This window comes from Chloroflexota bacterium (assembly GCA_013152435.1).
GTDB lineage: Bacteria > Chloroflexota > Anaerolineae > DUEN01 > DUEN01 > DUEN01.
Window position 1 is genome coordinate 16,762 of record JAADGJ010000006.1, and the last position, 18,526, is coordinate 35,287.

The 18,526-nt window shown below is 66.7% G+C and carries 14 protein-coding genes; 5 read left to right on the forward strand and 9 right to left on the reverse strand.

Features of this window, described 5'->3' with window-relative positions:
• The first annotated feature begins 254 nt into the window (after positions 1-254).
• The 5 genes from GXP39_00550 (at position 255) to GXP39_00570 (ending at position 5,448) form a co-directional block, all read left to right on the forward strand.
• Positions 255-1,523: an argininosuccinate synthase gene (locus GXP39_00550; GenBank protein ID NOZ26526.1), complete on the forward strand. Its 1,269-nt coding sequence runs from the start codon at positions 255-257 to the stop codon at positions 1,521-1,523.
• 17 nt (positions 1,524-1,540) lie between these two features.
• Entirely contained in the window at positions 1,541-2,776 is a 1,236-nt protein-coding gene (gene argJ, locus GXP39_00555; GenBank protein ID NOZ26527.1) for a bifunctional glutamate N-acetyltransferase/amino-acid acetyltransferase ArgJ, read from the forward strand.
• 193 nt (positions 2,777-2,969) lie between these two features.
• Entirely contained in the window at positions 2,970-3,932 is a 963-nt protein-coding gene (locus tag GXP39_00560; GenBank protein NOZ26528.1) for an aldo/keto reductase, read from the forward strand.
• Between the two features lie 129 nt (positions 3,933-4,061).
• On the forward strand, positions 4,062-4,880 hold the full coding sequence (locus GXP39_00565) for a sugar phosphate isomerase/epimerase (GenBank protein ID NOZ26529.1): 819 nt from the start codon (positions 4,062-4,064) through the stop codon (positions 4,878-4,880).
• Positions 4,881-4,998: 118 nt separating this feature from the next.
• Positions 4,999-5,448: a dehydratase gene (locus GXP39_00570; GenBank protein NOZ26530.1), complete on the forward strand. Its 450-nt coding sequence runs from the start codon at positions 4,999-5,001 to the stop codon at positions 5,446-5,448.
• A gap of 151 nt (positions 5,449-5,599) precedes the next feature.
• Here GXP39_00570 and gltA read toward each other — a convergent pair whose 3' ends face one another.
• The 9 genes from gltA to GXP39_00615 all read right to left on the reverse strand — a co-directional run.
• Positions 5,600-7,075, reverse strand: coding sequence for an NADPH-dependent glutamate synthase (gene gltA, locus GXP39_00575; GenBank protein ID NOZ26531.1), 1,476 nt, complete (start codon positions 7,073-7,075; stop codon positions 5,600-5,602).
• A gap of 486 nt (positions 7,076-7,561) precedes the next feature.
• On the reverse strand, positions 7,562-9,364 hold the full coding sequence (locus GXP39_00580) for a hypothetical protein (protein NOZ26532.1): 1,803 nt from the start codon (positions 9,362-9,364) through the stop codon (positions 7,562-7,564).
• A gap of 208 nt (positions 9,365-9,572) precedes the next feature.
• Positions 9,573-10,268: a hypothetical protein gene (locus GXP39_00585; protein NOZ26533.1), complete on the reverse strand. Its 696-nt coding sequence runs from the start codon at positions 10,266-10,268 to the stop codon at positions 9,573-9,575.
• A 118-nt stretch (positions 10,269-10,386) separates the two neighbouring features.
• The gene (locus GXP39_00590) at positions 10,387-10,851 is read right to left on the reverse strand and encodes a hypothetical protein (GenBank protein NOZ26534.1); all 465 of its coding nucleotides are present in this window, start codon (positions 10,849-10,851) and stop codon (positions 10,387-10,389) included.
• A 131-nt stretch (positions 10,852-10,982) separates the two neighbouring features.
• Positions 10,983-13,745, reverse strand: coding sequence for a PASTA domain-containing protein (locus GXP39_00595; GenBank protein NOZ26535.1), 2,763 nt, complete (start codon positions 13,743-13,745; stop codon positions 10,983-10,985).
• Between the two features lie 78 nt (positions 13,746-13,823).
• Entirely contained in the window at positions 13,824-15,395 is a 1,572-nt protein-coding gene (locus GXP39_00600; protein ID NOZ26536.1) for a hypothetical protein, read from the reverse strand.
• Between the two features lie 11 nt (positions 15,396-15,406).
• Positions 15,407-17,581, reverse strand: coding sequence for a PASTA domain-containing protein (locus GXP39_00605; GenBank protein ID NOZ26537.1), 2,175 nt, complete (start codon positions 17,579-17,581; stop codon positions 15,407-15,409).
• On the reverse strand, positions 17,571-18,068 hold the full coding sequence (locus GXP39_00610; protein ID NOZ26538.1) for a hypothetical protein: 498 nt from the start codon (positions 18,066-18,068) through the stop codon (positions 17,571-17,573). The genes GXP39_00605 and GXP39_00610 overlap by 11 nt, the downstream gene beginning before the upstream one ends.
• A gap of 97 nt (positions 18,069-18,165) precedes the next feature.
• The coding region (locus GXP39_00615) for a hypothetical protein (protein NOZ26539.1) at positions 18,166-18,526 on the reverse strand (361 nt) is incomplete at its 5' end.

Sequence of the window (18,526 nt, forward strand, 5' to 3'; positions counted from 1 at the left end):
CCCGCCAAGATATCATCCCCAGTTCTGATCTGGATACCCTGTGATCTGTCAGCGCGATCTCCTCATCCCATACCTTCGTTTCCTCGCGGGTGGTGACCTTCAGGAACGCCTGGTTGTGGGCAGGGGGATCCGTGTTCGCATCCGGTGGTAGCGTAGACGAAGGGCGGATATGCCAGTCTCGTTCGATCTTCTTGTTCGCCCATTGATCTTGAAGATTTCCTTTGCAAATTTCGGAAGCTGGAGGGAGTGTCCCCATGTCTGATGAGAAGAAGAAAGTCAAAAAGGTGGTCCTCGCTTACTCTGGAGGGCTGGATACCTCGGTCATCGTCCCCTGGTTGCGTGAGAACTACGATTGCGAGGTCATCTGCTTCTGCGCGAATATCGGCCAGGGAGAGGACCTGTCGGGGGTGGAGGAGAAGGCCATCGCTTCCGGCGCCAGCAAGTGTTACGTGGAGGACCTCCGCCTGGAGTTCCTGACCGATTACGTGTTCCCGACCATCCAGGCGGGCGCCGTCTACGAGCGGAAATACCTGCTGGGCACCTCGATGGCGCGTCCGCTCATCGCCAAGCGCCAGGTGGAGATCGCCGAGTTGGAGGGGGCCGACGCGGTGGCCCACGGATGCACCGGAAAGGGCAACGACCAGGTGCGCTTTGAGCTGACCTATCAGGCGTTGAACCCGCGACTGCAGGTGATCGCTCCCTGGCGGGAGTGGGATATCCGCAGCCGGGAGGACGCCCTGGAGTACGCGGCCAAGCACAACGTGCCGGTGACGGCGACCGAGCGGTCCATCTACTCGCGTGATTGGAACATCTGGCACCTGAGCCATGAGGGGGGAATGCTGGAGGACCCGTGGCAGGAGCCGGAGGAGGAGATGTACCAGCTCACGACGTCGCCGGAGGAGGCTCCTGATGAGCCTGAGTACGTCACCATCGAGTTCCAGCGAGGGGTGCCCACCCACATCAACGGCGTCGCGATGGGGCCGATCGAGATCGTGACGACGCTCAACGAGCTGGGAGCCAAGCATGGGATCGGCCGCGTGGATCTGGTGGAGAACCGGCTGGTGGGGATCAAGTCCCACGGCGTGTATGAGACGCCCGGCGGCACGATCCTGGTGGAGGCCCACCAGGCGCTGGAGCAGCTCTGTCTGGATCGGGATACCCTGCACTACAAGCAGCAGGTCGCGCTCAAGTACGCGGACTTGGTCTACAACGGCCAGTGGTTCACGCCGCTGCGGGAGGCGTTGGACGCCTTCGTGCGGGTCACACAGCAGAACGTAACCGGCACGGCGCGGTTGAAGCTGTATAAGGGCAATGTGATCCTGGTGGGCCGCAAGGCGCCGATGAGCCTCTATCGGGAGGATTACGCCACCTTCGGGGAGGACGACGTCTACAACCAGAAGGACGCCGAGGGGTTCATCAAGCTGTTCGGGCTGCCGATGAAGGTGCGAGCGCTGGTGGATATCGAGGGAACCGGCCGCAGCGCGTGGCGGGCGCCGGACTACAGCCAGTTCAAGCGCGACTGATCTCGCGGGAGAGGGATATGCAGCCGATCGATACGCCGTCCGTGACCTCTGTTCCCGGGTTCCTGGCCGCCGGCGTGGCGGCCGGGATCAAACCCCCTCCTGATCTGGATCTGGCCTTGGTGGTGTCGGAGGTGCCCTGCACGGCGGCGGCCGTCTTCACGCAAAACCGCTTCGCGGCCGCGCCTGTCCTGTACGATCGCACCGTCATCGGGTTCAACCCATCGGGGATCCAGGCGGTGGTGATCAACAGCGGCTGTGCCAACGCCTGCACGGGCACGGAGGGCATGGCCAATGCCCGGCGCATGGCGGAGATGGCGGAGCGTGCCCTGGGCCTGGAGGCGCACAGCTGCCTGGTGATGTCCACGGGCGTGATCGGCACTCAGTTGCCCATGGACAAGGTGCAGCGCGGCATCCAGGACGCGGTGCCCGAGCTGCGTCGATCCGGTGGGCAAGATGCGGCCCGAGCCATCATGACCACGGACACCCGACCCAAGACCGCCGGCGTGACCGCCGAGATCAAAGGGGCCACGGTGACCGTGGCGGGCATGTGCAAGGGCGCGGGGATGATCCACCCGAACATGGCGACCATGCTGGCCTTGGTGTGCACGGATGCGGCCATCACCGCCGATGCGCTGGATGTCGCGTTGCGCCGTGCCGTGGACGTGAGCTTCAACGCGGTGACGGTGGATGGGGACACCAGCACCAACGATACGGTGGTCGTCCTGGCCAACGGGCTGGCGGGCAACGATCCGATCCATGAGACCTCCTCTCCGGAGTTCGCCGCGTTTGAGGAGGCGCTGAGGGCCGTGTGCGTGGATCTGGCTCAGCAGATCGCCCGGGATGGCGAGGGCGCGACGAAATTCGTGGCCATCACGGTGAACGGGGCGGCCGACGACGCGGATGCCCGCCGAGTGGCCAAGGCCATCGCGAACTCTCCGTTGGTGAAGACGGCCTTGTACGGCGGGGATGCCAACTGGGGGCGCATCCTGTGCGCGGTCGGATACTCCGGCGCGGAGGTGGACCCCTCGCGAGCGGGGCTTTTCATCGCTTCCCAGAAGGCGGGGCTGGATTGGCTGCAGATCGTGGATCAGGGACAGCCGACGGCGTATGAGGAAGAGGAGGCGGCCGCGCGGTTCGCCCAATCGGAGATCGATATTCGGGTGGAGCTTGGGCTGGGGGATGGGCACGCCACGGTGTGGACCTGTGACCTCAGCCATGGATATGTCGACATCAATGCGCACTACCGCACGTGAGCCTCGTCATGCGTGCGGATGTGAGCGCGTGATGGGATGAGAGGAAACCGGTCGGCCCTCCGCCGCCAGGGCGGGGGGCCGACTGATGATGAAGCGGATCGAGACGGCCTCCAGTGGGGCCGTTGAGACGGTGTGTGCGGATCGGAGAGGTGCGGCGTAAGCGCTGACGAGTAGGACTGGGTAAGGAGGGATCATGGAGTACCGCAGGTTAGGACGAACGGGATTAAAGGTTTCCGAGCTGTGCCTGGGCACCATGCAATGGGGGTGGACGGCCACGAAGGAGCAGGCGTTCCAGATCATGGACGCGTTCGTAGAGGCGGGGGGGAACTTCCTGGACACCGCCGATGTCTACTCCCGCTGGGTGGAGGGGAACCCGGGCGGCGTCTCGGAGAAGATCATCGGTGAGTGGATGAAGGCGCGTGGGAATCGACATGAGATCGTCCTGGCCACGAAGGTGCGCGGCCGGATGTGGGAGGGACCCAACGGCGAGGGGCTGAGCCGTCAGCACATCATGAAGGCTGTGGAGGACTCCCTGCGACGCCTCCAGACGGATTACATCGACCTGTATCAGACCCATTGGTTCGATCCGGACACGCCCATCGACGAGACCCTGCGTGCCCTGGACGATCTGGTGCACCAGGGCAAGGTCCGCTACGTGGGCTGCTCCAATTATCCGGCCTGGCGGCTGATGGAGGCGCTGTGGACGAGCGATAAGTGGGGGCTGGCTCGTTACGATTCCCTGCAGCCTCACTACAATCTGGTTCATCGCGCCGAGTTCGAGCGGGAGCTGCGGGATGTGTGCCGGACGTACGGGATCGGCGTGATCCCGTATTCGCCCTTGGCCGGTGGCTTCCTGACCGGCAAGTATCGCAAGGGGCAGCCGCTTCCGGATACGCCGCGCGCCCAGGGGATCAAGGAGCGCTACTTCTCCGACCGGAATTTCGCCGTCATCGAGAAGTTGGAGTCGTTGGGGAAGGAGCATGGGAAGAGCGTGACCCAGATGGCGCTGGCCTGGTTGCTGTCCGATCCCGTCATCACCTCGCCCATCATCGGCGCGAACTCGGTGGAGCAGCTGAACGAGATCCTGGGGGCCGTGGGGGTGAGGCTCGATGAGGAGGAGAAGCGGGCGCTCGATGATTTGAGCGCCTGGGAGTAACGATTCGCGATCGGATAAGGGCCGGGGGGTACCATCTCCCGGCCCTTTGTTGTGGTCTTGGCCGATCCACGGGCGCTTGCTATAATCCGGCGGACGAAGCTCTCGTTTCAAGGATCGTGGAGGGAGAACATGTCCATCAGTTTCAGCACGTTGGCTTGCCCGGGCTGGACCCTTCAAGAGGTGATTCGCGCCGCCCAAAAGTACGGGTACGATGGTGTCGAGCTACGGGGGGCCGATCGTGAGCATATCTCGCCGGAGTTTACGCCGATTGAGCGTCGGGATGTGCGGCATCGCTTTGAGGATGCGGGCCTGCAGATCGTGGGGATCACCGCCTACACCCGATTCGCTCAGACGGATCCGGAGGTGCTGCAGGAGCAGGTGGACACCATGAGGCGGTACGTGGATCTGGCGGCCGATATCGGCGCGCCCCTGATCCGCACCTATGGCGGGCAGTATCCGGAGGACGTGGATCGAGAGGCTCTGTTCGATGCCATGGCGGACGCGCTGCGGCAGGCTGGGGAGTACGCGGCTCAGGCCGGGGTGAGGATCGTTTTGGAGACCCACGACGCCTTCGCCCTGGGAGCTGTGACCGCCGATATCCTCCGTCGGACGGACCATCCGGCCGTGGGGGCGTTATGGGATGTGATGCATCCCTTCCGCTTCGGCGAGCCCCCCGAGCGGACCTATCAGCATCTGCGCGGGTGGGTGTGGCATGTTCATCTCAAGGACGGGCATTTGCGCCCTGAGCGCGGCGCGGGCGGCCACGAGCTATGCCTGCCCGGCGAGGGGGATGTGCCCATCCGGGAGATCGTACGGCTGCTCATCGCGAACGGTTACCAGGGCAGTTGGTGTCTGGAATGGGAGAAGACCTGGCATCCCGAGCTGCCGGACACGGAGATCGCTCTGGATCGCTTCATGAAGTTGATCCGGGAATATCTGCAAGCGTAGGGAGCTCTTTCCCGTCCGCCGTTCTGGCGAGGTCATCACGGCGTGATCGAGTCATCCATTCATTGTGCGAAAGGGGTGGAATATGAGCGAAGTATCTCGCCTGGCCCCACGGCGGGGGCTGTACTTTGAGGAGTTCACCGTCGGTGATGAGGTGACCAGCGTCGGCCGTACCATCACGGAGGCCGATATCGTGGCTTTCGCTGCCCTCAGTGGGGATTGGAATCAGATCCATACGGACGCCGAATATGCATGCTCCACGCCGTTTGGCGAGCGCATCGCCCACGGCCTGTTGGGGCTTGCCGTGGCCTCCGGTTTGGCCGTGCGTTTGGGGTTCATGGAGGACACCGTCATCGCCTTTATGAAGATCGGCGAATGGCAGTTCCGCGCCCCGATCCGCATCGGCGATACCATTCGCGTGCGGGCCACCGTGCAGGAGACCCGGCCCATGCGCCGGCTGGGGGGCGGCTATGTGACCTTCAAGGTGGCCATCCTCAATCAGCGGGATGAGGTGGTGCAGCGTGGCACGTGGACCATCCTGGTGAAGTTCAAGCCGGAGGAGAGCGCGTAGTCCATCGCGCCGACCGAATGTGTGCGGACAAGGAAAACGCCGGAGGGAAGCCCCTCCGGCGTCTGTGTTGCTCAAATGAACGGCTGGTTGCCGAACGGCCTGGCCGTATGAGGGCTACGAGGCCGCCATGGGCGGCTTCGTGGGGATTCCGTCAGGCGGGCTGCTGCTCGGCCGAGGTCTGGGAGATCGTCGACTGCTCCAGATACTGGTCGATGGCGATCGCTGCCCGGCGGGCGGCGGCCATCGCGGTCACCACGAGGTCTGGCCCGTTGACGGCATCCCCGCCGGCGAAGACGCCGGGGAGAGAGGTCGCCCCCGTCTCCGGATCGACGCTCAGGAGCCCCCAGTTATGGGTCTTCAATCCCAGCTTCTTGCCGATCTTCTCCCACATGGAGTCGGGCCAGTACCCCAGGGCCAGGATCACGGTGTCGATGGGCACGGTGAATTCCGATCCCTCGATGGGGATGGGGCGCCGGCGGCCGGATTCGTCTGGCTCACCCAGCCGCATCCGGATCAGCTCCATGGCCCGGACGTGCCCTTGATCGTCGCCGAGGAAGCGCACGGGCGCCACCAGGTACTCGAAACGCACGCCCTCCTCCGCGGCCAGGACGCGCTCCCGCTTGTTGCCGGGCATCTCAGCCTCGGTGCGGCGGTAGTAGACGGTGGCGGTCTCACAGCCCAGGCGTAGAGCTGTGCGCGCACAGTCCATGGCCGTATCCCCGCCGCCGATGACGGCCACTCGCTTGCCGACCTCGAGCGGCGTCCTCATCTCCTCCGGCAGCATCTCCGGCGGCACGTGCGCTCGGGCAAGCCAATCGTTCGGGTTGTAGATCCCCTTGAGGTCGGTGCCGGGAGCTTTGAGCGGGGCGGGGTAGTTCGCCCCCACGCCGATGAAGACGGCGTCGAAGTCGTCCTTGATCTCCTCGAAGGGGATATCCCTGCCCACGCACGTGTTGCAGCGGAACTCCACCCCCTTCCGCTCCAGCTCCTCGATCTTCGCCTTCACCACCTCCAGAGGCAGCTTGAAGCGGGGGATGCCGTAGACCAAAAGCCCGCCTGGATAGGGCCATTTCTCGAACACGACCACGTCGTGCCCCCGTTTCACCAGCTCGTCGGCCACGCTCAGTCCGGCGGGCCCGGCCCCGATCACGGCCACCCGCTTGCCCGTGCGAGGGGCTACCGTGAAGGAGCGGGAGTCGTGCCGCCGCTTATAGTCGGAGACGAAGGCTTCCAGCTTCCCCAGCCCTACCGGGTGCCCGCGCTTCCCGACCACACAGGCGCCTTCGCACAGCCGTTCCTGAGGGCACACCCGCCCGCAGATTTGGGGTAGGTTGCTGGTCTCCTCGTAGACTTCGGCCGCGGCCAGGAAGTCGCCCTGGGCGATCAGCTCCATGGCTTTGGGGATCTGGTTGTGCACGGGACATGCCAGGCTGCACTTGGGGTTGGGACACCTCAGGCAGCGCATCGCCTCGATCATGGCCGTCTGCTCGTCGTACCCGAGGCTGACCTCGTCGAAATTATGAATACGCTCCTCCGGCGGCTGCATCGGCACCGGCTGATGGGGTATCTTCATTCGCGTCTTGCGATCTAATGGCTCTCGGAGCTCCTGGGGGACTGTTTGCTCCATGGTTTAACCTCCCTGGTCTTGTCCGTGAATGGCGTATCGTATCGCTGCCTGTAAAGTGAAAGAAAACCGAGTCCAGGCGGGGCAAGGCGAGGAAACACGGCCGGTGAACCTCGGGTCTTCCTGGCCCGTAGCCAGACGTGGTAAGGGCAGAAGCTTGAAATGATGTGTGCAGCGATGTATGGCATTGGGGGAGGGATAACGGAGTGCCCTGACCTGGGCGGCTCAGCCGGCGATGAAAGGTCCCTGCCTTGCCGGTCCATTGATGGCCAAAAGGGCCTGCGTCAGCCCGCTGCAGGAGGCCACCCTCAGCACTCCTTGCTAAATTGCGTGTGATTCTTCACGAGTAGTCTACCATGGAGCATGGTGGATGTCAATGATACGGAGGCGTGTTGCCGGGGATTTTTCAAGGCCGGAGATGGGAGCCGGGGAGGGCACGCTTTGTTGGGCCTGGATCCGGCAGTGGGGCGGCGGCAACGGGCCCATCCGTTATGAGCTGGCCGCCACCGGCACGTATTCCACTACCACGGAGGCCAGGGTGATCTCCCCTGCCGCCTCCGGCGTCAGCGTCAGCTCGATCTCGCTCCCGTTCAGCTCAGCGCCAGGCTGATCGAACAGCACCACCACGGTCTGCGGGTTCTCGCCGGGGGACAGTGCGATGCCCTGGCGGGTCAGCAGGTTCGCAGACAGCGCGGCCGGGCGCTCGGCCGGAGGAGGCACGATCTTCAGCTTGTGTAAGCCTGTCATCGGCGGCTCGTGGGTTGTCCAGAACGCCCCGTCCCGGCTGTAGCGGAGCGGCTGGGCGGGCCCCGAGGCGACGTCGGCCAGCCAGTCGGCCTCGCCGGCCCGCGCCTTCAGCACGATCCACAGCGTTTGTTTCCCTTCGACGTCCACCGGCTCGTCGAAGCGGGCGGAGACCCAGCCGGGCTCCTGTGTCACGTCGGAGCCATCGATGGAGGCGGTGGCCAGCGCGTGGCCGTCGGGGGCTCCGGAGGCGTCCCCTTGCAGTTCCAGGATCAGATCGGCACTCGCGTCGACCGAGAGATAGAGGTCGATTCCGGCCACGCGGCGGTCGGCCTGCGGCGTGACCGGTTGAGCCAGGCTGAAGATGCCGGAGACGCGAGCCCGGGCGAGCGTCGCCTGTTGCGCCCACCGCGCGTCGGGGTCCAGCCGATCATCGTCCATGGTGCCGCTAAGCTCGAATTGCACCTTCTGAACGCGCACGTGGGGCGCGGCGTCATCGACGCCCGCGGGCGTGACGAATTTCCCCTGCTGGCCGCGCCGGAACAGCGTCAACGTCACGGTCTGCTCATCGCCGTGGCGTCGAAACGCCACCGAGGTGGACAGGGGGTCCTCGCCGGTGAACTCGATGGTATTCACGTAGTTCAGCGATATGGAGGGGCTTCCGCCCGTCTCCACGATCTCCAGGAAGCCGGGGGTGTCCGAATAAGCGACGAGATGCGGGAAGCAGAGCCCTTCCTGAGCCGGAGATGACTCCAGGAACTCGTTCAGCTCCCGGCTGAAGTCGGGCAGCGTAACCTCGCCGGCCAGGTCGCCGTTGTACGTCCACAGGATGGGCTCCTTCCCCGTGGCCTGGGCGAAGGGGATCGACGACAGAGGGAGCAGCTTGCCGCCCTCTCGGGTCTTGGGCACGATGAAGTTGTCGTCTTGATCCTTCTCCGGGACGCTCTGGGCGATGACGAACCGCACGTTGGAGGGGTAGCTCTGGCAATCGATCCGGGTCTTCGCCTCGAAATCCGCCTGGCTCAGCGCGTTGGACAGCGTGACCTCGATCTTCTGCGTGAGCAGGTTCAGGGTCTGGCCCGCGCCGAGTGTGATGTGCTCCTCCGCGAAGCGAAGCCCCTCCCAGGGGCGGATCTTGAGCGCGCCGCCGCCCGTGACCGACACGTTCCGTACATTGCGCAGCCCGTGAAAGTCGATGATGTAGACCTTCTCGTCGTTGCTGGCCGGAGATACGGTGGCTCCCCAGAGCGATATATAATCGGCCAGGGGGCGATTCCCAAACGGGAGACCGCGCACGGTAAAGGGCGTCGCGGTGATGATGCTGTTCTTGGGCAGCCCGGCCAGGCCGGGTACCGCGGCCGGGAGCAGCGGGAAAGAGGCCCGCGAGGCTCCCACCGAGGCGACAGCGGGGACGGCGGCGATGACGGCCATCTCCATGAACATCTGAACGGCGGCATCCCCGCTCCACGCGGCCGCGAGGCCACGCGTAGGTGCGCCCATCACCTGAGTGCTCTGCGCGACGGCCTCCTGCGATTGAGCGATCGCCATCTCTTGACTCCTATTAGCTTGCCTTAGAAAAACCACTAAGGCACTAAGACCCTAAGATAGGGAAGGCAAAAGTGCGCTATGGGAAGCTTACGGGTGAGTGTTAAGAAGCGGCCTTGAAATTAATGCTCTTCTTGGTGTCTTAGTGGCTTCGTGGTGTGCTTTTCAAGCATATTCTTGTGTAGGGCGACGCGTGCGTCACCTCTCCTGCTTAGCTGGCCGAGACGAGCAAGTTCACCGTCTCCCCGGAGGGGACCTCCACGCCCTCGCCCGGCTCGCTGCTGATGACCGGGCGTTCCGCGTACTCGGGCGGGGCCGTGTAGCGAACGGCGCCTGTGGCCTCGTCCGTGCTGGTCGTGATGGGGACCGCCTGGCCGTGAGCGTCGAGCACCTGGCCCAACGTCAGCCCACGCCCGGCCAGCAGATCCAGCGCGTCCTGTAGCCCTCTGTTGAACAGATCCGGGACGCGCGGCAGGGCGCCGGCCTCCTCAGCCCGGGGGACCACCACATCGACCACGGCGGCGCCGCCCGGCTGGACCCGCACCCCGCGCCTGACCGTCGCGGAGAACCCGCTGGCAATGGTGGGGGTGACGCGCACATCGTACAGCCCCGGCGGCAGATGGGAGATGACGTATCGTCCGCGCACCCGGCGTCCGAAGTACGTCTGCTCCACGTCGGCGGCGGCGCTGGCCGCGACCGCGCTGATCTCCCCGCCCGTCAGTTCCCGTCCGGGCTCCTCGCCGTCCTCGGCGCGCACGGTCACGACGATCCATCCCGGCCTCTCCGACTCCAGCGCGGCCATCTCCTGATACAGCGCCTGGATGGCATCGATCAGGGCGTTCCACGCCTCGGCCGTGATGGTCTCGTTGGGAGCGACCTCCTTTAGCTCATCAAACACATCAGGCATAACGTTCATGCTCCTTTGTTTTGGATCTGGGCGCGCGCTCCTTCTCTTCACATGTCACGGTTCTCCTGTAGGGGCGGGTCTCAGACCCGCCCCTATACCCACCTCTTAAGAGGGTGGCCTACGGCTGCTCGATGCCGAAGTAGGAATACGCCGCGGCGACCGCGGTGCCCAGCCAGGTCCATCCGGTGTTGAAGACGAGCTCCGGCACCTGGGCGCGCATCACGGCGACCAGGAAGGCCACCAGGCCGATGACGAGCCATACGACCAGGTAGGCCCAGCCGACGATCTCCTGCACGGGCAGAGAGGCCCGCTGAGGGGCGACCACACGGCTCAAGGCCGTCACATTCCGCCGCAACTGGTTGCCGCTCCTATCTCCGGAGGGCGGCTTCAACGCCAGACCCACGGCGACCACACTGCCTACCAGCCCCGTCACCAGGTTGGCGGCCAGCAAGGAGTTGTCGGTATAGGCGACGTTGGGGTTCACGAACGCGTTGTAGATCCCGGCTCCCAGCAGGACGGCATAGATGATCAGCACGGCCAGGGACAGGATGGCGCCGAAGACTTGGGGGGCTTTCTTTGGCATGGGTTTTTCTCCTTGCCACTGTGTGAACAATGGCGGGTTTCTCTGCACAAGAATGATGGTCTTGAATGGATGCTCATCGGGTGCACGGCCTTGCTCCCCTGCGATGAGGGGCCGGCATGCTGGACGCTTGCTTACGTGATTCCGGTCTCCCGCAGGAGCGCCTGTGCCCGTTCGATCAGGACCTGGGCGAAGGACTCGCTCACGGTCAGTGCTCGAGCGATCTCCTCGACGGAGGCGTGAGCCAGCGCGGCCGCGTCCCGAATGCCGGCGGCGCGGAGCCTCTTCGCCCGCGCGGGGCCGATTCCGCTCACCGCCTCCAAGTCTGGGACCTCGGCGATATCCCGGCTGCCGGTCGAGATGGCAACCCGCACCCGGATCGCCCGCTCGACCTCAGGCAGGGGGGCGCCCGGCAACGGGGCCTGGTCGATGACGGTACCCTCGGGGATAGGAGACGACTGCGACGTCTCGCTCCAGCGGAGGATCCGTCCCTCCGTCGCCTCCTCCATGAGGGCTCGCGCCTCGTCTCGGTCCAGACAGATCACGTCGGGCAAGGACGGGCGGGCCACCATCAGCGTGACGGTCGCTCCGTTCGGGATCTCGGTGCCGGGGGCCGGCGACTGGCCGAGCACGATGCCCTCGGGCCGCTCGCTGGAGGCGCCCCGGATCGCCACTCGGAGCTCGACCTGGAACTCCTCGGCGAACTTCTGCAGGATCTCCTCCGCCTCCCTCTGATCCAGACAGATGAGCTCCGGAAGCCCACGCAGCGGCTCGGCGCGCTCGGTGGCGACAACGAGGGCGACGGCGACCCCTTCCGGCGAATAGGTCGCGGAGAGGGCCGCGGGCTTCTGCGCCAGGATCGTGCCCGGAGGGCGATCGCTCGGCGAGGGCTCGATGCTCAGATCCCTCAGTTCCACCTGATTCCGGTCCGCCCACTCCTTCAATCGCTCCTCGACTTGGTCCTCCTCGATGTGGAGGCAGCGCAGGTCCGGGAAGGGCGGCCGGCGGATCATGAGCAGGACGCCTTCCAGCTCCTCCCCGATGGGCGTCCCCTGGGCCGGCCGTTGCCGGATCACCGTGTCGGGGTCGCGCGGGCTGGGATGCCGCCGGAGGCGGATGCGCTCGTCCCAACGGATGTCGAATCGGGCCACGAACTCGCGCAGGCGGTCCTCCGCTTTCTCCCGGGACATGCAGCGCAGCTCCGGCATCCGGGCGACGGCGGCGACCACCAGGGTGACGACCGTGTTGGGGGCCACCTCGGCCCCGGCGGCGGGGCTCTGCTCCAGGACGAGGTTCGCTAGGGCCGGATCGGTCACCCGGCGGGTCTCGACGCGCACGCGCAACCCCGCCTCGGCGAGCATCGCCCGAGCGTCTGATTCCGTGCGCTCCACCACGTCGGGCACGGTTACCCGGGCCAGGCGCCACAGGGCGATGCGCACGGACGTCCCGCGAGGGACCTCGGTCCCGGCCGCGGGCTCCTGGGCGGCGACGCGGCCATCGTCGGAGGCGGCGTCTGTTGGGCGTTCCTCCACGTCTGGGGCGAGCGTCAGCCCGGCGGCTGTCAGCGCGGCTTCCGCCTCTCCTCGCGTCATGCCGATCAGGTTGGGCACGGCCACGCGGCGCAATTGCCAGACGACGATGCGGACCACACTTCCCCGCGGGACCTCTGTCCCCGCGGCCGGCTCCTGGGCGGCGACGCGGCCATCATTGGCCGCCTCGTCTGTGGCTCGCTCGCCGACGTCCGGGTCCGGCTCCAGGCCCACGGCCCGAAGCGCTTCCGCGGCTCCCTCCAGCGTCATGCCCGCCAGGTCGGGGACGACGACATGGGGGAACTTCCACACAGTGATGCGGATCGCCGTCCCCGGGGGCACACGCTCCCCCGGCTCAGGCGACTGTCTCGCCACCCGGTCGTGATCGGCCAGAGTATCCGTCTCCAGTTCCTCGATGGTCGGATCTAAGGTCAATCCGGCGGCCGTCAGCGCGGCTTCCGCCTCTTCCCGGGTCATGCCGGTCAAATCGGGCACGGCCACGCGTTGCGGGATGGCGACCACCAGCCGCACGCGGATCGTCCCTGAGGAGATCTCGGCCCCCGCCGTCGGCTCCTGGGCGACCACCGTGCCGACGCCCTCGGCCCGCTCCTCCTCCGTGATCTCCACGTCCTCCACGGTCAGCGCGTGGTCCTCGGCGAAGCGCCGGATCGCCTCCCGGGCCTCGTCAGGCGAGAGGCCGGCCAGGTCCGGGAAGCGCGGGAAGGAGATGGCGGCCAGCAGGATGTCCACCGCGTGTCCGACCGGCACGACGACGCCCACACCTGGCTCGGTGGAGATCACCGGCTGATCCGGAAAGCGGGGCCAATCCTCGGGATCCAATACGTGCCCGTGGGCCTCCATGACCCGGCCGATGGTCAGGCCGAGCGCCGCCAGGCGATCCAAGGCGGCGGCGAACGAGGCGCCGAACAGACTGGGGATCTCCCGGCGGTCGGTCGCACGCGCCAGAGCGATCTCCACGGTGGCCGGGGTGCCCTCAGCGATGGTGACCTCGGCCGACGCCTCCAGGTAGCCGGTCGTGGGGCGCGGCTCCACCGTCACCGAATACCGGCCGGGCTCCGGGTTGGCGATCAGGTAATAGTCGCCGACGCGCACACCCGGCGGTAGAAGTGCCTCCGGATGGTCCACGGGCGCGGCCGAAACCGCCTCGATCCACGTCGCGGGCACGATATCGCCCGTCACCGCGTCCCGGACGAGGACGAACAGGCTGTTGGGCACGCGCTCGGCCAGGGCGGCGACGTCGTCGTAGAGCTGCAGGATCGCCGCCCGCAACGCGTTCCACCCCTCGGGCATGATCGGGTCGTATCGGACGACGCGAAAGCGGTCGAGTTCTGAACGGCGGTTAGCCATGGGCCACTCCTCGTTGGCGTGGAGCATCTAGCGTGGAGCGTGGGACATGGAGCGAAAATTCGCTCTACGCTCTACGCTTCACGCTCCACGTCCTTTCTTCGCGTTCCAATCCAGGCGCCATGTATGGATCGATGACAGTGGCGGGTCGTCCGCCGTGGCCGGGTAAGTGCGAGTCAGCCAGGGCCGGATGAGCCAGAATACACCCGATGGGGCCTCGTGGAAGTCAGGGTGGTCGCTCACCTCCGCCTGCAGCGATTCGGGCACGAGCACGCAGTCCAGCTCGCCGGCCAGATACGTCTTGATGGCCAGCTCCGGGTCGGCGATGCGCAGGAAGCGGACCTGCTCGATCTGGATCGAGTCGGCCGCGTGCCATAGGGTGTTTCGGGCCAGGATCACCTGCGACGAGTCCATGGCCGTCAGCACGTAAGGGCCGCTGGTCAGGAGAGCGTCCGGTTGGCCCCATTCCTCTCCGGCCTCCTCGACCCGCTCCCTGGGCACCGGGAAGGTCGCCGGGTGGGCGAGCAGGGCCAGGATCTGCTCCGCCTCCACGGGCTCGCTGAACGCCACGCGCAACGTCTGGTCGTCGAGGGCTTCGGTGTTCATCCCGGCCAGGGAGATCCCGAAGCGCTCGCTCAGGTCGTCGCCCATCGCCTCGACGGCCCGGCCGAGCGTGAAGGCCGCGTCCACGGCCGTGATGGGCGCCTCGGCGACCACGCCCGCCGTCCGATCCCATCGCGCCCAGTGAATATCCGGGCGCAGGGTGAACGTCCACACCGCGCCGGCCTCGTCCACTTCCCATTCCGCAGCCAGGCTGGGGGTGATCCCGCCGTCTTCGGGAGAGCGCTCCGTCAGCCCCTGGAAGAGCAGCCCGGCCAGGATGCGCTCCGAAGACGTGCGCGCCCGCAGCGGGTCCAGGGTCTCAATGGGATCGGGCAGGTTGAGATCGAGGGTGATCCGCTCCTCGGGTGGGACAGCACGCCCGGCGGCGACGAGCAGATGTACCGTCCCGCCCTGGCTCACCTCCATGTCCTCGCCCGGCTCCGTGGCGATGACGGGCGCGGCGGCCTGGGCGGGGTCGGGAGCCAGGAACCCGCCGCCCAGTCGCCCCGTGTCGGTGACGGTCACCGCTCGGCCGTGGGAGTCCACCACGCGGCCGGGGCGCAACTCCGCGGCCTCCAGATGGTTCAGCGCCTCCTGCAACGGGCGTCCGAACAGGTCGGGCACCCGCACCTTGCCGGGCGTCGGCGGCGCCAGGTAGATCGTGATCTCGGTGGGGCGGCCGGAACGCACCGTCACCTCCCGAGTCTGAGGGGCGAACCCGCTGGCCTCCGTGGGCGTGATGGTGACGCGATAGTCGCCCGGGTCCGCGGGGCCGATGAAGTATCGCGCGCCCAGGCGGACCACGGGCAGCTCCCCGTCCGGCGCGTCCGCGGGCCGGACTGTCACGCGGGCGATCCGCGTCTCCGGCACCAGCGCGTCGGTGGCGCGCACGCGCACGACGACGGTGATATACCCCGGCCGGGTGGCGAGCTCGTCCGCGCGCTCGTACGCGCCCAGGATGGCGGCGCGCAGCGCGTTCCACGCCACCGCGGTGATGGGGGCATCGGGTTGTGCCCGGTAAGCCGTCAGATCCGGTGGTTGTGTGGACATAAGCACGTCCTTTATCTCAGGGCCAGCCGGCCGGCCCGGCTGATCAGCACCGTGGCTTGGGTCGCATTGACCCCCAGCGCGCTGGCGACCAGCGTGGCGTCCGCGCTGGCCAGCTCGTTGACGGAGGCCACGCCGCTCAATACCAGGCGTTCCGCCAGGTGCTCGTTGATGCCGGGCACCGTCATCAGCTCCGCCAGACGGTCGGCGAACACCGCGCCGGTGAAGGTGGTCCGCACGAACGGCTCGTCCTCGCCCGTCAGGTCGATGATCTGCACGACGTTATCGGCGAAATTCGCCACGTAGGCGTATTTCCCGCCGGATCCATCCGGGCGACGCGGCTCCACGACGACCCCGGCCGGCGCACCTCCCAATTGAACCGTCTGCACGGCCAGGGTGCCCGCGTGCACGACAGCCAGGCCCTCATCGATGGCCACGCATACCCGAACGCCATCGGACGTGATGGCGATGCCCGAGAGCAGGAAGCCGTCCTGGGTAGCCACCCGAGGCGCGACGCCGGGGATCGTCTTCGGCTCGGCCTTGGGATCGCCCCTCAGGTCCACGCGCACCAGGCTCCCGGTCTGCAGGTTGAAGTTGATGACGTAGGCGAAGCGTCCATCGGGGCTGACCGCCAGCTCCTGCGGGCTGGTGCCCGCCTGGAAGCTACGGATATCGCCGTCGGCGGGGATGTGGAGCAAGAGGTGACGGGAGACGTCCGTGATGTAGGCGTCGGTGCCTACGACATCGACGAAGACCGGGGCCCCCCTCGAGAGGACCTTCGTCGTCGCGTTCTTCGCCAGGTCGATGCGTATGGCCCGGCCCTGGGTGGGCGCGGTGCCGTAGAGGAACCTCCCGTCGGCCGTGATGTCCAGGCCGTAGCAGACGGCCGTGGCGATGAGCGCGCCCGGGATGGCGCGATGCCGGGCGGTGTCAATGATCGCGACGGCGCCCTGATTCCCACGAGCCTGCACGCCTCTTCCCAGCGCGCCCGCCAGCTTGGCCGCCGCCAGCCCGGCCACGCCCGAGGCGAACCCGACGCTCGCCTCCTCGGCGATGATCTCGCTAAAAGCGCCGCTGCTGATCGGAGAGGCCAGCTCATAGAACCCCGTCGTCCCTCCAATGCCCGGGCTGGTGCTCTCCATGAGCGAACCGGAGTCCAGCTCGATGCTGGCGTCCCTCCCGCCCTCGACGCTGGAGCGGCCGATGGTGACGCCGGACCAGTCGATGATCCCGGTCTCTACGGGCCTCCACTCCACCGCGCTACCGATCTTGCTCACCATGGTGAATTCCGGCAGGATCACGGACGCGTAGGCCCGCGCTTGGGACGGGTGGAAGACGATGTTAAGCAACGGCGTGCTCCCGGTATCGATGGTGGTGATGACGCGACGACGGCGGGTGTCGATGACGGTGATGCCAGTGCTGCCGCCGCTGGCGGCGCCCTGGCTGAGCACGTACAGCAGGCTTCCGTCGGGGCTGAGGGCCAGCCGCGTCGGCCGGGCCACCGGGATCTGTCCGACCAGCACCGGCTTCCGCTCGGTGGGCTCCACCCGTCCGGCGACCAGGATGTCCACCGCCTCTCCGCCGGCGATGGTCATGCCCGCGCCCGGCTCCGTGCTCACCACCAGGCGGTTGCCGTAGTCCGCCTCCCATGTCTCCGGGTCGATCTCCTGGCCGTGGGCGTCCAGCATGCGCTGCACGGGGACCCCCGCGGCCTCCAGGATGGCGCGCGCCTCTCGCAGCGTCTTGCCGAAGACCATGGGCACCTCGGGAGCGCGCGGCTGCTCCCAGAGCAGGAATTCGACCAGGGCGATGTCGTCGCTGACGGTCACGCGCTGGGTCTGTATCTGGTATCCGCTCTGGGGCGTGGGCTCCACCGTGACCTCGTACTCGCCCGGCGTGTCAATGGGGATCAGATAGGCCTGGTCGCCGCCCGAGGCCCGCTGGCCAGGTTGCATGAGGGTGTTCGTCTCCACGGAGACGGCGTACACGGCGTGGATGGCCTCCGGCGGCAGGATGGTCTGGGTATCGCGGTCCCGCACGGTCACCAGGATGCCGGCCGGCGTGCGCGTGCGCAGGTCCTGCAGGGTCGCCCGCAGCTCTTTTAGCGCCCGGATCATTGCGTTCCAATCGTCCGCGGTGATGGGCGCGCCCGGCTGAGCTTCCTTAAGGTTCGGCTTCTCAATCGCCATCTTGATCCCCTCCGATCTGAATATCCCAACGCACTTGCAGAGCGAAATCGTGTGTCTTCATCACAGGTGTGGGCAGCAACGCCCGGCTGAACAGCACATCGGCGGCATCGAACAGCCCGATCTCGCGTAATGTCACGTCCCCCTCGGGCGGCTCGTTCGTATCCAGGGTCACGACGACCCGCACGGTCAGGCTCCCTTCGTCCCCCTCGACGACCTGCTTGTCGGCCTCGGCGATGGCCTTGCGATACACCTCGGCGGCCAGCGCCGTGTCCTCCGCCGTGGGAGCCGCGTCGCCGCTGCCCACGGCCACCGTCGCCAGCGCCTGGGTGGAGCGTCCCAACAGCAGGTCGGCCAGGAGACGCTGCCCGCCGGCCACGATGCGGTTGTGGACCACCTGCCGAGCGATCACCTGACCGGAGCGGTCGAGCAGGGTGAGGGTCACGTGGCCCGTAAGCGAGAGGTGGCTGGTTGGTTGGGTTTGTGTCATGGGTGCATCCTTCTAGGGATTGCGTATTCCGTATTGCGTAGTGCGTATTCCGTAGATATTACGCAATACGAAATACGCACTACGCAGTATCGTGCTGCTAAACCGTCATCGCGCTTCCAGCCGCTGTGGCGCCCAGGGATTCCTTCATGTCAGGTATGGCATATACGACGCGAGCGCGGACGCCGGCGGCTCGGACCCGCTCGATCTCCCGTGCTACCCGTTCGTGCGGCAGCGTCGCCGGCCGCGTCTCTACCGCCTGGTTGGTCGCCAGATCGATGTAGGTGATGCTGCGGTCCAGCAGGTTGAGCACCTGGGCCTGGTGCTGATCCGGAGTCAGGTAGATGCGGGTCGGCCACGAGCCGGCGGCGATGGTGGCCACGACGGCATCCTCGGGCGTCACGGCCGGGTCCTGCACGATCAGCCGCTCGACGACCTCCAGGTCCACCACGGTGACCTCG

Coding starts and splice junctions, on each gene's coding strand:
- GXP39_00595 (NOZ26535.1), bottom strand. CDS start 13,745: ATGGCTAACCGCCGTTCAGAACTCGACCGCTTTCGCGTCGTCCGATAC.
- GXP39_00610 (NOZ26538.1), bottom strand. CDS start 18,068: ATGACACAAACCCAACCAACCAGCCACCTCTCGCTTACGGGCCACGTG.
- GXP39_00565 (NOZ26529.1), top strand. CDS start 4,062: ATGTCCATCAGTTTCAGCACGTTGGCTTGCCCGGGCTGGACCCTTCAA.
- GXP39_00560 (NOZ26528.1), top strand. CDS start 2,970: ATGGAGTACCGCAGGTTAGGACGAACGGGATTAAAGGTTTCCGAGCTG.
- argJ (NOZ26527.1), top strand. CDS start 1,541: ATGCAGCCGATCGATACGCCGTCCGTGACCTCTGTTCCCGGGTTCCTG.
- gltA (NOZ26531.1), bottom strand. CDS start 7,075: ATGGAGCAAACAGTCCCCCAGGAGCTCCGAGAGCCATTAGATCGCAAG.
- GXP39_00605 (NOZ26537.1), bottom strand. CDS start 17,581: ATGGCGATTGAGAAGCCGAACCTTAAGGAAGCTCAGCCGGGCGCGCCC.
- GXP39_00600 (NOZ26536.1), bottom strand. CDS start 15,395: ATGTCCACACAACCACCGGATCTGACGGCTTACCGGGCACAACCCGAT.
- GXP39_00580 (NOZ26532.1), bottom strand. CDS start 9,364: ATGGCGATCGCTCAATCGCAGGAGGCCGTCGCGCAGAGCACTCAGGTG.
- GXP39_00590 (NOZ26534.1), bottom strand. CDS start 10,851: ATGCCAAAGAAAGCCCCCCAAGTCTTCGGCGCCATCCTGTCCCTGGCC.
- GXP39_00550 (NOZ26526.1), top strand. CDS start 255: ATGTCTGATGAGAAGAAGAAAGTCAAAAAGGTGGTCCTCGCTTACTCT.
- GXP39_00585 (NOZ26533.1), bottom strand. CDS start 10,268: ATGCCTGATGTGTTTGATGAGCTAAAGGAGGTCGCTCCCAACGAGACC.